The organism is Paenarthrobacter sp. TA1.8 (genome assembly GCF_048595705.1).
Lineage (GTDB): Bacteria > Actinomycetota > Actinomycetes > Actinomycetales > Micrococcaceae > Arthrobacter > Arthrobacter nitroguajacolicus.
On record NZ_CP184287.1, the window covers coordinates 1974845 to 1988411 of the forward strand.

Annotated in this window: 17 protein-coding genes; 16 read left to right on the forward strand and 1 reads right to left on the reverse strand. The window is 62.9% G+C overall.

Translation table 11 applies throughout. The annotated features are described in order from the left end of the window. Positions 1 to 67: 67 nt before the first annotated feature. The 9 genes from pnuC (at position 68) to hisF (ending at position 6564) form a co-directional block, all read left to right on the forward strand. Positions 68 to 769: a nicotinamide riboside transporter PnuC gene (gene pnuC, locus ACNAOT_RS09225; RefSeq protein ID WP_420180805.1), complete on the forward strand. Its 702-nt coding sequence runs from the start codon at positions 68 to 70 to the stop codon at positions 767 to 769. Next, the gene (gene ribD / locus ACNAOT_RS09230; protein WP_420180806.1) at positions 766 to 1905 is read left to right on the forward strand and encodes a bifunctional diaminohydroxyphosphoribosylaminopyrimidine deaminase/5-amino-6-(5-phosphoribosylamino)uracil reductase RibD; all 1140 of its coding nucleotides are present in this window, start codon (positions 766 to 768) and stop codon (positions 1903 to 1905) included. The genes pnuC and ribD overlap by 4 nt, the downstream gene beginning before the upstream one ends. Then, a complete protein-coding gene (locus ACNAOT_RS09235; protein WP_420180807.1) occupies positions 1905 to 2534 on the forward strand; it encodes a riboflavin synthase in 630 nt (209 codons plus the stop codon). Before ribD ends, ACNAOT_RS09235 begins: the two co-directional genes overlap by 1 nt. Then, positions 2531 to 3226, forward strand: a complete 696-nt coding sequence (ribB, locus tag ACNAOT_RS09240) for a 3,4-dihydroxy-2-butanone-4-phosphate synthase (RefSeq protein ID WP_420180808.1) — start codon at positions 2531 to 2533, stop codon at positions 3224 to 3226. The genes ACNAOT_RS09235 and ribB overlap by 4 nt, the downstream gene beginning before the upstream one ends. Then, positions 3223 to 3927 carry a GTP cyclohydrolase II gene (gene ribA / locus ACNAOT_RS09245; RefSeq protein WP_178995464.1) on the forward strand — a complete coding sequence of 235 codons (705 nt, stop codon included), beginning with the start codon at positions 3223 to 3225 and terminating at the stop codon, positions 3925 to 3927. The genes ribB and ribA overlap by 4 nt, the downstream gene beginning before the upstream one ends. A 17-nt stretch (positions 3928 to 3944) precedes the next feature. Then, positions 3945 to 4430 carry a 6,7-dimethyl-8-ribityllumazine synthase gene (gene ribH / locus ACNAOT_RS09250; protein ID WP_014921429.1) on the forward strand — a complete coding sequence of 162 codons (486 nt, stop codon included), beginning with the start codon at positions 3945 to 3947 and terminating at the stop codon, positions 4428 to 4430. A 105-nt stretch (positions 4431 to 4535) separates the two neighbouring features. Beyond that, the gene (locus tag ACNAOT_RS09255; RefSeq protein ID WP_018778638.1) at positions 4536 to 4799 is read left to right on the forward strand and encodes a phosphoribosyl-ATP diphosphatase; all 264 of its coding nucleotides are present in this window, start codon (positions 4536 to 4538) and stop codon (positions 4797 to 4799) included. An 84-nt stretch (positions 4800 to 4883) separates the two neighbouring features. Continuing rightward, entirely contained in the window at positions 4884 to 5744 is an 861-nt protein-coding gene (gene hisG / locus ACNAOT_RS09260; protein ID WP_017197405.1) for an ATP phosphoribosyltransferase, read from the forward strand. Between the two features lie 43 nt (positions 5745 to 5787). Next, on the forward strand, positions 5788 to 6564 hold the full coding sequence (gene hisF, locus ACNAOT_RS09265; RefSeq protein WP_091466787.1) for an imidazole glycerol phosphate synthase subunit HisF: 777 nt from the start codon (positions 5788 to 5790) through the stop codon (positions 6562 to 6564). A 71-nt stretch (positions 6565 to 6635) separates the two neighbouring features. On the opposite strand, the gene ACNAOT_RS09270 is transcribed toward hisF, so the two are convergent. Next, positions 6636 to 7280: a TIGR03085 family metal-binding protein gene (locus ACNAOT_RS09270; protein ID WP_402937575.1), complete on the reverse strand. Its 645-nt coding sequence runs from the start codon at positions 7278 to 7280 to the stop codon at positions 6636 to 6638. Positions 7281 to 7369: 89 nt separating this feature from the next. On the opposite strand from ACNAOT_RS09270, the gene hisI reads away from it, so the two are divergent. The 7 genes from hisI to trpA all read left to right on the forward strand — a co-directional run bounded on the left by hisI (position 7370) and on the right by trpA (position 13558). After that, on the forward strand, positions 7370 to 7786 hold the full coding sequence (gene hisI, locus ACNAOT_RS09275; protein ID WP_017197407.1) for a phosphoribosyl-AMP cyclohydrolase: 417 nt from the start codon (positions 7370 to 7372) through the stop codon (positions 7784 to 7786). A 58-nt stretch (positions 7787 to 7844) separates the two neighbouring features. After that, positions 7845 to 9428, forward strand: a complete 1584-nt coding sequence (locus ACNAOT_RS09280) for an anthranilate synthase component I (protein WP_420180809.1) — start codon at positions 7845 to 7847, stop codon at positions 9426 to 9428. Next, positions 9425 to 10030 (forward strand): Trp biosynthesis-associated membrane protein, encoded by a 606-nt coding sequence (locus tag ACNAOT_RS09285; RefSeq protein ID WP_420180810.1) that lies wholly within the window; start codon positions 9425 to 9427, stop codon positions 10028 to 10030. Before ACNAOT_RS09280 ends, ACNAOT_RS09285 begins: the two co-directional genes overlap by 4 nt. Before the next feature lie 131 nt (positions 10031 to 10161). After that, on the forward strand, positions 10162 to 10434 hold the full coding sequence (locus tag ACNAOT_RS09290; protein ID WP_011774532.1) for an HGxxPAAW family protein: 273 nt from the start codon (positions 10162 to 10164) through the stop codon (positions 10432 to 10434). Between the two features lie 2 nt (positions 10435 to 10436). Continuing rightward, positions 10437 to 11255, forward strand: a complete 819-nt coding sequence (trpC, locus tag ACNAOT_RS09295; RefSeq protein WP_420180811.1) for an indole-3-glycerol phosphate synthase TrpC — start codon at positions 10437 to 10439, stop codon at positions 11253 to 11255. 114 nt (positions 11256 to 11369) lie between these two features. Continuing rightward, positions 11370 to 12746 (forward strand): tryptophan synthase subunit beta, encoded by a 1377-nt coding sequence (trpB, locus tag ACNAOT_RS09300; RefSeq protein ID WP_420180812.1) that lies wholly within the window; start codon positions 11370 to 11372, stop codon positions 12744 to 12746. Then, positions 12746 to 13558, forward strand: coding sequence for a tryptophan synthase subunit alpha (gene trpA / locus ACNAOT_RS09305; protein ID WP_091466796.1), 813 nt, complete (start codon positions 12746 to 12748; stop codon positions 13556 to 13558). Before trpB ends, trpA begins: the two co-directional genes overlap by 1 nt. Positions 13559 to 13567: the final 9 nt, after the last annotated feature.

The window sequence follows — 13567 nt, forward strand, 5'->3', positions numbered from 1 at the left end:
TGCGAACGCCCGGCATTGCGCTGTCGTACACCCCCGGAGTCATCGCGGCTTACTGGGAAGGAACGGCATGGACTTTCTGCGATGGCTCTTCGAAGCACAGATCCCCGTTGGAGGATCTGCTCTTGTCTTACGCGAAGTGCTTGGAAACATCTTTGGGCTCCTCAGCGCCCTCGGCGGTATGCGCCGCAAAGTCTGGGCTTGGCCAATCGGCATCGTCGGTAACATCCTCCTGCTCACGGTCTTCCTGGGCAACGTCTTCGGCGCAGCAGCGCCAGCCACCTTGTGGGGACAAGCCGCACGCCAAATCATGTTCATCGCCGTCGCCATCTATGGCTGGTACCGGTGGCAGCAGGGCCGGCAATCAAGCACCCAAGGGCGCGCCATCGTCCCCGGTTGGGCCAGCAATAAGGTCCGCATCGCGCTGATTGGTGCGATGGTGGCCGGCACGGCAGCATTGACGCCCTTGTTCGACGCCCTTGGCTCCTACCCGCCCGTTTGGGCCGATGCTTGGACCTTCATGGGCTCCTTGCTGGCAACATACGGTATGGCCCGCGGATGGACCGAGTTTTGGCTGATCTGGGTGGCCGTAGACATTGTGGGCGTGCCGCTCCTGTTCAGCGCTGGTTACTACGCCAGCGCGGTGATGTACCTGTTCTACGGCTTCTTCACCCTCACGGGGTTCTTCGTATGGTGGCGGGCAGAAAAGCGTGAACGCGCCGTCCGCGCTGCCATCCCGGCAGCTGCCGTTTCTGCGGGAGCGATCCTGTGAGCTTCGCCAACACGCCTTATACCGCCGCCGAAAAAGCGGCCATGGAGGCCGCATTGACCGCGGCGCTGGCGGGTCCCCGTGGAGCCAACCCGCTGGTCGGGGCGGTAATCCTCAGTCCTGAGGGCGAGCATCTGGCAACTGGTTATCACCGGGGAGCCGGAACGGCCCATGCTGAAGCGGACGCGATTTCCGAAGCCCGCAAGAAGGGTATGGACACCGTCGGAACCACCATGGTGGTCACTCTGGAGCCCTGCAACCATGTGGGTCGCACCGGACCCTGCGCCCAAGCGATCATTGCCGCGGGAATCGCTAAGGTGATTTACGCCGTCGACGATCCCCATGACCCCGCCGCGGGCGGTGCGCGTACGCTCACGGCCGCCGGTGTTGAGGTCAGCTCGGGACTGGAAGGCGGAAAGGCGCTGGACCTGAACCGTGACTGGTTCGACGCCGTCGCGGCCAAGCGTCCGTTCGTCACCTTGCATATCGCCCAGACCCTGGACAGCCGCATCGCAGCGGTGGATGGCACCAGCCAGTGGATCTCCTGTCCGGAGTCGCTTGCCGACAACCATGGACTGCGCGGACTCATTGACGCGATCCTGGTGGGCACCGGGACCGTGCTGGTCGACGACCCGCGGCTCACGGCCCGAACCCCGGACGGCGAACTTTCACCTCATCAGCCAATACGAGCCGTCATGGGCTTGCGGGACGTCCCCCAAGACGCTGCGGTCCGCGGAACTGATGGGCGTTTCGTCCACCTGCCCACGCGGGATCCGGCGGAAGCGTTGGGCATGCTGTTCGAGCAGGGGGTCCGTCATCTCATGGTGGAAGGCGGCTCTTCGATTCTGAGCACGTTCCTCGCCGCAGACCTGGTGGACGAACTGATCGTCTACCTGGCCCCGACGCTGCTGGGATCCGGAACTCCTGCTCTGAACGACCTCGGTATCACCACGCTGGAGGACGCCCAGCACTGGTCTTGGGATGAAGCCGGCGGTGGCGCTGTGCGCATCCTCGGCAATGACCTTCGGCTCCATCTGCGGTCCCCACGAGGGGCCGCCAGCACTATCAAGAATTCGGTTCCGCAGAAGAATTTGGCTTCACACAGTGAAGCTGCGGAATATGTCACGGGAGGACACTGATGTTTACGGGAATCGTTGCTGAGCAAGGCACTGTGCTGGGCATTGAGCACGACGGCGATACCAGCGCAACGTTGAGGCTGAAAGCGCCCACCACCGCGGAGGGATTGCCCTTGGGCGGTTCCATCGCCGTCAACGGAGTTTGCCTGACAGCCACCCGGATCGACGGACAGGACTTCAGCGTGGATGTCATGGGGGAGACCCTGGTCCGGACGACCATCGGCGAGCTCGCGCAGGGAGATGCCGTGAACCTGGAACGCTGCGTTCCGGCCGGCGGGCGGCTGGATGGCCACGTTGTCCAGGGCCATGTGGACGGTGTGGGTGAATTGCTGGAGCGCGAGCCGCTGGGAAACTGGGACCGGCTGCGGTTTGGAGTGCCGGCCCCGCTGGCACGGTACATCGCCGAAAAGGGTTCGATCGCCGTCGACGGTGTTTCGCTCACCGTGACCGCCGTCAGTCCTGCGGCCGAAACGGCACCGTGGTTTGAAGTGGGACTGATCCCCACCACGCTGGAAGAAACAGGCTTGGGGGCCAAAGCGGTGGGCGGCCGCGTGAACCTTGAAGTTGATGTTCTGGCCAAGTACACCGAACGACTGCTGTCCTTCGCGCCTGTCCAGGGAGGCGCACGATGAGCGCGCCCGCCAAGACAACTCCCGCCGGCACGCATCGTACCGGTCTCGATCCTGTTGAATCCGCTATCGCGGCGATGGCCGCTGGGCAGGCCGTGATCGTGGTGGACAACGAAGATCGCGAGAATGAAGGCGACATTATCTTCGCAGCGGAACATGCCACTCCGGCCCTCATGGGCTGGACCATCCGGTATTCATCCGGCGTCATCTGTGTTCCGTTGGACGGAGAACGTGCGGACGCCCTGATCCTGCCGCCGATGGTGGAGATCAACGAGGACGCCAAAGGAACCGCCTACACCGTTTCCTGCGACGCCGCGATCGGAGTCAGCACCGGAATTTCAGCCACTGACCGCGCCTTGACGGCCCGGATTCTGGCAGATCCAAGCAGTACTCCGGCATCGATCACCCGCCCCGGGCATATTTTCCCGTTGCGGGCAGTTAACGGGGGAGTGCGTGAACGTCCAGGTCACACGGAAGCTGCCGTGGACCTGTGTCGTCTTGCCGGGCTGGCTCCGGTGGGTGTGATCGCAGAGTTGGTACATGACGACGGTGAAATGATGCGGCTGGACAGCTTGCGAGATTTTGCCGCTGAACATGGATGCCCCCTCATCTCGATCGAGGACCTGGTGTCGTATGTTGAGGCGGTAGAGTCCCAGTCGGCACATGTTTCACAGGAGGACGAGGAGAAGCGATGACCGCATCGACCACACGCAACAGCGACCACACCGGCCCCGCGCCGCACCCTGTGTCCGGTGGGCCGATTGTGCAGTTGCCTACGGCTTTTGGTGACTTCGTGGCACAGGCGTGGACGGACCTTGAAACCGGGCACGAGCACCTTGCCGTGAGTTCCCCGAACCCGCCCGCGGGAGGCCGCGCACCCTTGGTACGGCTGCATTCCGAGTGCCTTACCGGTGATGTGTTCGGTTCCTACCGCTGCGACTGCGGAGAACAGCTGGCTTTCGCACTGGAACTCATCCACGCAGAGGGCGGAACCCTGCTCTACCTGCGCGGCCAGGAGGGCCGTGGCATCGGGCTGGCCAACAAGATCAAGGCATACGCGCTGCAGGAAGCCGGCTTCGACACTGTTGAAGCCAATGAGCAGCTGGGTTTGCCGGTTGACGCGCGCTCCTACGCTGCGGCAGGTCAGATCCTGGCCGAGATGGGCCTCCACGAAGTCCGTTTGCTGAGTAACAACCCGGATAAGCAGCACCGCTTGGACAAGGCCGGGGTAACTGTTGTGGAGATGGTGCCCACCGAAGTGCCTTCCCGTGAACAGAACCTGCGTTACCTGCAGACCAAGAAGGACCGGATGGACCACCGGCTGACGCTCGATGTCGAGCCGGTCAGCAATGGCAAGACACCGGCACCCAACCCCTTTGACAACAACCAAGACTGATCGGATTCACAGCAAACATGAGCGGCCACGGCGCACCCACTATTGACCTCACCACCCTCAACCCCGAGGAAACCTCGCAGCTGAAGCTCGCCATTGTGGCGGCAAGCTGGCACACGCAGATCATGGACGGATTGGTTGACGGCGCCCTGCGCGCAGCCAAGGAAGCCGGCATTGCCGAACCCACGCTGCTGCGGGTTCCGGGCAGCTTTGAGCTTCCTGTTGCTGCGGCCAGGCTCGCGCCGCACTTTGACGCCGTCGTAGCACTTGGCGTGGTTATCCGCGGCGGAACGCCGCACTTCGACTACGTCTGCCAGGCCGCGACGTCGGGCCTCACCGACGTCAGTGTCCGCACCGGCGTACCGGTCGGGTTCGGCGTCCTCACCTGTGACACCGAGCAGCAGGGCATCGACCGTGCAGGCCTTCCCGGTTCCAAGGAGGACAAGGGCCACGAAGCAGTGACCGCTGCCTTGGCCACGGCTGTGACACTCAAGCAGTTCAGCTAGAAGCATTGGCTCGAAGGGGATGTGGGTGTGTCTTCACTCACATCCCCTTCGTCATGCAACGCCCCAACAAGCGGTGGTCGCCCCCGAGCAAGTAGTCTGGAGGGCGTGAAGAATTTCGAGACGCTGTTCGCAGAACTGAGTGAGAAAGCAGCGACCCGCCCGGCAGGCTCGCGCACGGTTGCCGAACTGGACTCCGGAATCCACGGCATCGGCAAAAAGGTGGTCGAAGAGGCCGCCGAAGTCTGGATGGCCGCGGAGTACGAATCGGACGAAGCCGCTGCTGAGGAAATTTCCCAGTTGCTCTACCACCTGCAGGTCCTCATGCTCGCCAAGGGCCTCAGCCTGGAGGACGTTTACAAGCATCTCTAGCCACGCCACTCCGCCTGCCTTTTGCGGAGCCCCCTGCGTGGCCAACGTGCCTGAAAACCTCCATCCCAAAAAGAAAGTCTCCCAATGCTCCGTGTAGCAGTCCCCAACAAGGGATCCCTGTCCGAAGCCGCCTCGGCAATGTTGTCCGAGGCCGGTTACCGCCAGCGCCGCGACACCCGCGAACTGGTCATGGTTGATCCCGACAACGACATTGAGTTCTTCTTCCTGCGTCCCCGCGACATCGCTGTCTACGTAGGCCAGGGAACCCTGGACGTCGGCATCACTGGCCGCGACCTCTTGCTTGACGCCAAGGTGGAAGCCGAAGAGCTGCTTCCCCTGGGCTTCGCCCCGTCCACGTTCCGGTTTGCTGGTCCCGTAGGTGACTTCACCGGCGTCGAGCAGCTTGAAGGCAAGCGCCTGGCCACCAGCTATGACGGACTTCTGCGCGACTACCTCGCCGAGCGAGGCGTCAACGCCAAGGTAGTCCGCCTGGACGGAGCCGTGGAGTCTTCCGTGCGCCTCGGCGTGGCGGATGCCATTGCCGACGTCGTTGAAACAGGCAACACCCTCAAGGCTGCCGGTATGGAAATCTTTGGCGATCCCATCCTGAAGTCCGAGGCCGTGCTGATCCGCCGCTCCGGCTCCGGTGGCGCCGCCAACGGAACGGCCAAGGAAATCGAGATCCTCATTCGTCGCCTGCAGGGCGTTCTTGTGGCACGCCAGTACGTGCTGATGGATTACGACATCCGCAAGGACCTTGTGGAAGACGCAGCAGCCCTGACCCCTGGTTTGGAGTCACCCACGGTCTCGCCGCTTCGCGATTCCGAGTGGGTTGCCGTGCGGTCCATGGTTCCCAAGAAGGAAACCAACCGCATCATGGACGAGCTGTACGACCTTGGCGCGCGCGCCATCCTGGTCAGCAGCATCCACGCCTGCCGTATTTGAGCCGCGTAACAACAGCTGAGCACAAAGAACTGAGGAGCAGCACATGGCTGTAGCCGTACGCGTCATACCCTGCCTGGATGTCGACGCCGGCCGCGTCGTCAAGGGCGTCAACTTTGAAGGACTCCGCGACGCCGGAGACCCGGTGGAGCTTGCCCACCGATACGACAATGGCGGGGCCGATGAACTCACGTTCCTTGATGTCACAGCATCGTCCGGAAACCGCGAAACCACGTTCGACGTCGTCCGCCGTACAGCGGAGGAAGTCTTCATTCCCCTGACCGTGGGTGGAGGCGTCCGTGGTGTTGCCGAGGTGGACAAGCTCCTGCGCTTTGGTGCGGACAAGGCGTCCATCAATACCGCTGCCGTTGCCCGGCCCGATGTCATTGACGAAATCACCCGCCACTTCGGCTCGCAGGTGCTGGTGCTCTCCGTGGATGCGCGCCGTACGCGCGAAGGCGACCAGCCGACGTCGTCCGGTTTCGAAGTGACCACCCACGGTGGCCGCACCGGGACCGGAATCGACGCCATTGCCTGGGCCAAGGAAGCAGCCGATCGGGGTGTGGGAGAAATCCTGCTCAACTCGATCGACGCGGACGGCACCAAGGACGGATTCGATCTCGAATTGATTCGCCTGGTTCGTGCCGCGGTGAACATTCCGATCATCGCTTCGGGTGGGGCAGGAGTGCCTGCGCACTTCCCGCCTGCTGTGGAGGCAGGCGCCGACGCAGTACTGGCGGCATCCGTGTTCCACTTCGGCCCGGACGACATGATTGCCCAGGTCAAGACTGCGATTCGAGACGCCGGGTTCGAAGTCCGCTAGCTTTCAGGCTTAACAGCAAGGGAGGGGCACCGTGCAGGTGACCCTCCCTTGCTGTTAAGCCCGATTAGTGGTTAGAGGCCAATGTCCGCGGACTGCAAAAGAGCGACGGCGTCCGGCTGGCCCTCAAAGGTGACCAGGGCCTGGCTGGTGCGGCCGTGGGCGTGCATGAGCAGTTCGCCAGGTTCGCCAACGATGGCAACGGAGACGGGGGCACGCTTGGCTACGTGGCGGGGGCCGGTGGGGCGCACAAGCACGATGCCGAGGTCCACGCCGCGGTACAGGAACGCGGCACGCTTGATCAGTTCGTCCCAAAGGGCGTCCGAATAGGCTTCGTCCAAGGCCCGGGGCGCCCAGCGGTCGCCGGCGCGACGAATGTCCTCGGTGTGCACAAAGTACTCAATGAGGTTTGACGTCTCATCCAGCGCCTTGATCTTCAAGGGGGAAAGGGCCGGGGGACCTGCACGGAACGTCTTGATGAGGTCCGCGTAGGCGTCCGAACTCTTCAATTTGGCAGCGAGTTTGGAGGTGGCTTTTTCGGAGGCCTTGCCCAGGCTGGGGATCAGGAGCCCCAGGCCCACGGCGATCTTCCGTTCGCGCAGGTACAAGTGCGCGGCAAGATCCCGGGTCAACCACCCTTCGCAGAGCGTGGGGGAGTCAGGCCCGGCCGCCAGCAGGGTTTCGGCCAGTACTTCTCGGGAAGGATCGACGAAATGCATCACTTGTGAAACTAGCACGATCGGAGCACTCTTGCGCACTGGAACCGCCGCAGAATCCTGCTCCCTCCGAAGGCACTAGACTTGATCTGATGTCAGAGCAGTCCGCCCCCAGCCCAACTCCTGCCGCGGAGCTTTCCAGCGACCCCGCGAGCCCCTTGCCGCAGGAGATCGCCAGCGCCCTCAAACGGGATTCTTCCGGCCTTGTCGCAGCGATCGTTCAGCAGCACGATACCAACGAGGTCCTCATGCTCGGCTGGATGGATGACGAGGCACTCAACCGCACCATGACGTCCGGCAGGGTCACGTTCTACTCCCGCTCACGCCAGGAGTACTGGCGCAAGGGCGACACCTCCGGACACGTACAGTTCGTGAAGTCTGTCGCCCTTGATTGCGACGGCGATGCCCTCCTGATCCGCGTGGACCAGATCGGCGCAGCCTGCCACACCGGAACCCGGACCTGCTTCGATGGTCGCGACTTCACCGTCGTTACGGGCCACCGCGAATAAGGCACCCACCACTTTCCACTGACGCACCACCTCAGACAATAAGGCGGAGAACATAGCCATGCAGGACCTTGGAATCATCAGCCCGGGCCTGGAAGAGTTCCGCGAACTCGCCGTCCACAGCCGTGTCATCCCTGTCCGACTCAAGGTTTTGGCCGACGCCGAGACCCCCATTGGCCTGTACCGGAAGCTGGCCAAGGGGCAGCCGGGTACCTTCCTCCTGGAGTCCGCAGCGGTTGGCGGCGCCTGGTCCCGCTATTCCTTCATTGGTTCCAAATCCCGGGCAACGCTGACCACCAAGGACGGGGAAGCGCACTGGATCGGTGAGCCGCCCGTCGGCGTGCCGGTTTCAGGTAACCCGGTGGAAGCTGTTCGAGACACCATTGCTGCGCTGCAGACGGACCGCTTCGACGGCCTGCCGCCGTTCACCTCCGGCCTGGTCGGTTTCCTTGGTTGGGAAGCCGTGCGGCACTGGGAGCGCCTGACTTCCCCGCCCGAGGATGACCTTCAGTTGCCGGAGATGGCACTGAACCTGGTCACCGACATGGCGGTGCACGACAATGTGGACGGTACCGTCCTCCTGATCGCCAATGCCATCAACTTTGATGACAGTTCCGAGCGTGTGGATGACGCCTGGCACGACGCCGTAGCCCGGGTGAAGGGGTTGCTGGACCAGATCAGCACTCCCGTTGCCCAGCCGGTTTCCGTGCTGGAAACTGCAGCCTTGGATTTCGCCTCCAGCGTGCAGGAACGCTGGGATGAAGCCAAGTACTTGGAGGCTATTGATCGCGGCAAGGAAGCCATAGTTGACGGGGAGGTTTTCCAGGTAGTGATCTCCCGGCGCTTCGAAATGGAGTGCGCCGCCGACCCCTTGGATGTCTACCGCGTCCTGCGCAATACCAACCCAAGCCCGTACATGTACCTCTTCAGCCTGCAGGATGCGGACGGCCGCGAGTACTCGATCGTTGGTTCATCACCCGAAGCCCTGGTGACGGTGACCGGTGAGGAAGTCATCACCCACCCGATCGCCGGTTCACGCCCCCGCGGTAAGACTGTTGAAGCCGATAAGGCCCTGGCTACTGAACTGCTGGCCGATCAGAAAGAGCGCGCCGAGCACCTGATGCTGGTTGATCTTTCGCGCAACGACCTCTCAAAGGTGTGTGTAGCCGGAACGGTTGACGTCACGCAGTTCATGGAAGTGGAGCGGTTCAGCCACATCATGCACCTCGTGTCCACTGTGGTTGGCGAGCTCGCCCCCCATGCCAAGGCCTACGACGTCCTCAAAGCGACCTTCCCGGCCGGTACGTTGTCCGGAGCGCCCAAGCCCCGGGCGCTGAGGCTCCTGGACGAACTCGAGCCCCACCGGCGCGGAATCTACGGTGGAGTGGTTGGCTACCTGGACTTTGCCGGCGACATGGATATGGCCATTGCGATTCGGTCCGCACTTCTCCGTGAAGGCCGCGCTTACGTGCAGGCCGGCGGTGGAATCGTGGCTGATTCGCACAAGCCTTCCGAGGCGTTGGAGACGGTGAACAAGGCCGCAGCGCCGCTAAGGGCAGTCCACACAGCAGGGTCGCTGCAGAACATCGCCGCGGACACCGTGCGGAACGCGGACGCTTCCGACGACGGGACTCCCGCCACATGAGCACGGCTGCATCAGCTCCTTCCGTCAGGCAGTCGCCGCGTTGGGCGCGGAAATCCACGATTGTCCTTGCCACCACCATCCTTGCGTTGGCTGTTTTCGGAGCCACGACGCAGACCTGGATCGAGGTGCGCCTGGACCCCGCCGGTGCTTCGAACAGCGACCTCCATGTCCAGGGCAGCAAGGCCGCCACAGCAGTCACGGCGCTGGCCGTCGTCGCTCTGGCCGGCGGTTTGGCCGCATCCATTGCCGGAAAGATCGCCCGCTGGATCATCGCTGTCCTTATCACGTTGTCTGCCGCGGGGATCGTCCTCGCGGCTGTCACCGTGATACTCGATCCGCTGGGAGCCGCACAAGGTTCCATTGCTGCGGCCACGGGAGTCTCGGGCGGGCAAGCCGACGCAGCAGTAACTGCGTTCCCTGTGGTTGCCATCGTTGCCGGTTGCCTCCTGGCGGTCTGCGCAATTGTCTTACCGCTGGCCGGACGCCACTGGACCTCACGAACCAAGTACGACGCCGCGGCGAGGGTAAAGAAGAGCGGCAGCGAACCCGTGGACGAGATCGACAGTTGGGACAGCCTCTCGCGCGGTGAAGACCCGACGTAGGCAGTACAGCGGACTTTTATGCAGGTCCGGTGCAACAAAGCCGACACTGGCCGTCCTGACGTCCGGCGATGTCCCGGCCGTCGTCAATAAATGGCAGAATGTAAGCAGTATTCATCCTGAGGAGATTTCACATGAGCAAAACCACAGTGTCCAACAACCAAGCGGAATCCACCATGGCCAGCCACGCTGACGCCATCGGCCACGGAAACAGCCCGGCTGCCTGGACGTGCGTACTTGTGATGCTGGTCGGTGCCCTGATTTCCTCCATCGCGTTCGTCATCGCCAGCACCCCGATCTTCGTCGGCGGACTGGTTGTCATGGTTATCGGCCTGATCGTGGGCTTCGTCATGCGTAAGGCAGGCTACGGAGTTGGCGGCAGCAAGCTGCAGAACAACGGCCACTAATCGTGACCGTTCTTGATGACATCATTGTTGGAGTCAAGGAGGACATGGAGGCCCGCCGAGGCCTCGTGTCCCTCGCGGAGCTGAAGGCGCGCGCCGCAAACGCTGCTCCCGCTCGTGATGCCTGGGCGGCCCTTGGCGGCCCGTCATCCATCCGCAACGACCTCAAAGTCATCGCTGAAATCAAGCGCCGCAGCCCCTCCAAGGGTGACTTGGCCTCCATCGCCGATCCTGCGTCGCTCGCTGTGCAGTATTCCGACGGCGGGGCTTCCGTCATCAGCGTCCTCACCGAACAGCGCCGGTTCGGCGGCTCGCTGGCGGACCTTGATGCGGTGCGCGCCGCCGTCGAAACTCCGTTGTTGCGCAAGGACTTCACCGTTGACGAGTACCAGATTTGGGAGGCCCGTGCCCACGGAGCCGACCTCATCCTGCTGATCGTAGCGGCACTGTCCGACTCGGAGCTTGCCGACTTCAGTGCGCTGAGCCACGAGCTCGGGATGAACGTGCTGGTGGAAACGCACACCGAGGAAGAGATCGAGCGCGCGGTTGCGGCACAGGCCAAGATCATCGGCATCAACGTCCGCAACCTCAAGACGCTCGACGTCGACCGCTCCGTTTTCGGATCTTTGGCCGGTTTGATTCCGGCTGAGTCCGTCATCGTGGCGGAATCCGGCGTCAGGGGTCCCGAGGACGTCTCGCACTATGCCGCGGGTGGCGCTAACGCCATCCTGGTGGGGGAGGCGCTGGTCAGCGACTCCACACCGCGCGAACGCATCACTGAATTCAAGGCAGCTGGAGCTGCCGCCATCGCCGTCAGGAACTGAGGCAGTAACTGAATCACGGCGAATAGTTGCAGGGCAGCCCGGGCATAAGCCTGCGGCTGCCTTGTGGCACGTGGAACTACCCAATGAACTAACTGGAACAGGACGGTGAGACTGATGGTCGACGCGCCAACAGCCGGCTCAGAAGAGAATGCGGCGGACGCGTTCCTGCAAGGTGGCCCTTCGCTGCGGAACGCATCGGGACCCTACTTTGGCAGCTATGGCGGACGCTGGATGCCCGAGTCGCTCATCGCCGCCCTTGACGAGGTCCAGGACACTTTTGAGAAGGCCAAAGCTGATCCCGAGTTCATCGCGCAGCTGAAGGACCTCAACAAGAACTACTCCGGCAGGCCTTCCTTGCTGACCGAAGCCAAGCGCTTCTCAGAGCACGCCGGGGGAGCACGTATTTTCCTCAAGCGCGAGGACCTCAACCACACTGGCTCCCACAAGATCAACAACGTGCTGGGCCAGGCACTCCTCGCGAAGCGCATGGGCAAGACCCGCGTTATCGCCGAGACCGGTGCCGGTCAGCATGGCGTTGCGAGTGCCACGGCCGCAGCCCTGCTGGGCCTCGAGTGCGTTGTGTACATGGGTGCTGAGGATTGCCGTCGGCAGGCCTTGAACGTGGCCCGCATGCAGCTGCTCGGCGCCACGGTGGTTCCGGTGACCAACGGTTCCCAAACCCTCAAGGACGCCATCAACGATGCCCTCCGGGATTGGGTCTCCAACGTGGAGCACACCCACTACCTTCTGGGCACTGCAGCTGGTGCGCACCCGTTCCCTGCCATGGTCCGCTACTTCCACGAAGTCATTGGTGAAGAAGCACGCAGCCAGATCCTGGAGCAAACGGGTAAGCTTCCCGACGCCATCGCTGCATGTATCGGTGGTGGCTCGAACGCGATCGGATTGTTCCACGCGTTCCTCGATGACGCCTCCGTGAAGATTTACGGCTTTGAAGCCGGCGGCGAAGGTGTAGAGACAGGCCGCCACGCTGCAGCCATCTCCCTGGGCCGTCCAGGCGTACTCCACGGTGCCCGTTCGTACCTCATGCAGGACGAAGACGGCCAGACCATCGAATCCCACTCCATTTCGGCCGGCTTGGACTACCCCAGTGTTGGTCCGGAGCACTCGTACCTGGCCGACATCGGGCGCGTGACCTACGAGGCCGTGACTGACACCGAGGCCATGGATGCGTTCAGCCTGCTGTGCCGGACTGAAGGCATCATCCCCGCCATTGAGTCCTCCCACGCCCTGGCCGGTGCCATCAAGATCGGCAAGCGGCTCACCGAAGGCAAGGACACGCCGTCGGACGTGACGGTGATTGTCAACCTGTCCGGACGTGGAGACAAGGACGTGGAAACTGCCGCTGCCTGGTTCAACATGTTGGACGACGAAGGGCATGTCAAGGGCACTACGCTCTCCACACGCAAGCCCAAAGGACCGGCCGAGCGCACGTCCGAAGCAGCCGTGGACGTCAACGAGGACCAGAACTGATGACTGAAGAATTCGCCAGCAAATCCGCCGTCGCCATTGATCGTGCCAAAGCAGAAGGACGCGCTGCCCTGGTGGGCTACCTTCCCGCGGGCTACCCCACGGTCCAGGAGAGCATTGAGGCCGGCATAGCCTTGGCACGCAACGGTGCCGACCTCATCGAAATCGGGATTCCGTACTCCGATCCCGTAATGGACGGACCGGTCATCCAGGCCGCTACCACAGAAGCGATCTCCAACGGCTTCCGCGTTGCCAATGTCTTTGACGTGGTTGCCGGCATTACGGCCGCTACTGATGCGGCAGTTTTGGTCATGACCTACTGGAACCCTGTCATGCGCATGGGCGTCGACGAGTTTGCCCGAAGGCTGGCCGAAGCCGGGGGAGCAGGACTCATCACACCGGACCTGGTACCCGACGAGGCCCAGGAATGGTTCGAAGCTTCGGACAAGTACGGTTTGGACCGGGTGTTCCTCGTGGCGCCCTCGTCCACCCCGGAGCGTCTGGACATGACGGTCAAGGCAAGCCGTGGTTTCGTCTACGCCGTATCCATCATGGGTGTTACTGGAACACGCACCTCCGTCAGCAGCAGTGCTGAAGATGTGGTGGCCCGTGCCCATGCGGCCGGCGCCGAGCGCGTTTGCGTCGGATTGGGCGTCTCCAACCCGGACCACGTCCGCGAAATCGCCGCCTACGCGGACGGCGTGATCGTCGGCACCGCTTTGGTGGCGGCCCTCCGCGATGGCGGCGTGGACGCCGTTGGACAACTCACCAAGAACCTCAGCGCCGGCTTGGGCCGCGCAGCTGCAGAAGCCTAGGAAAAGGAA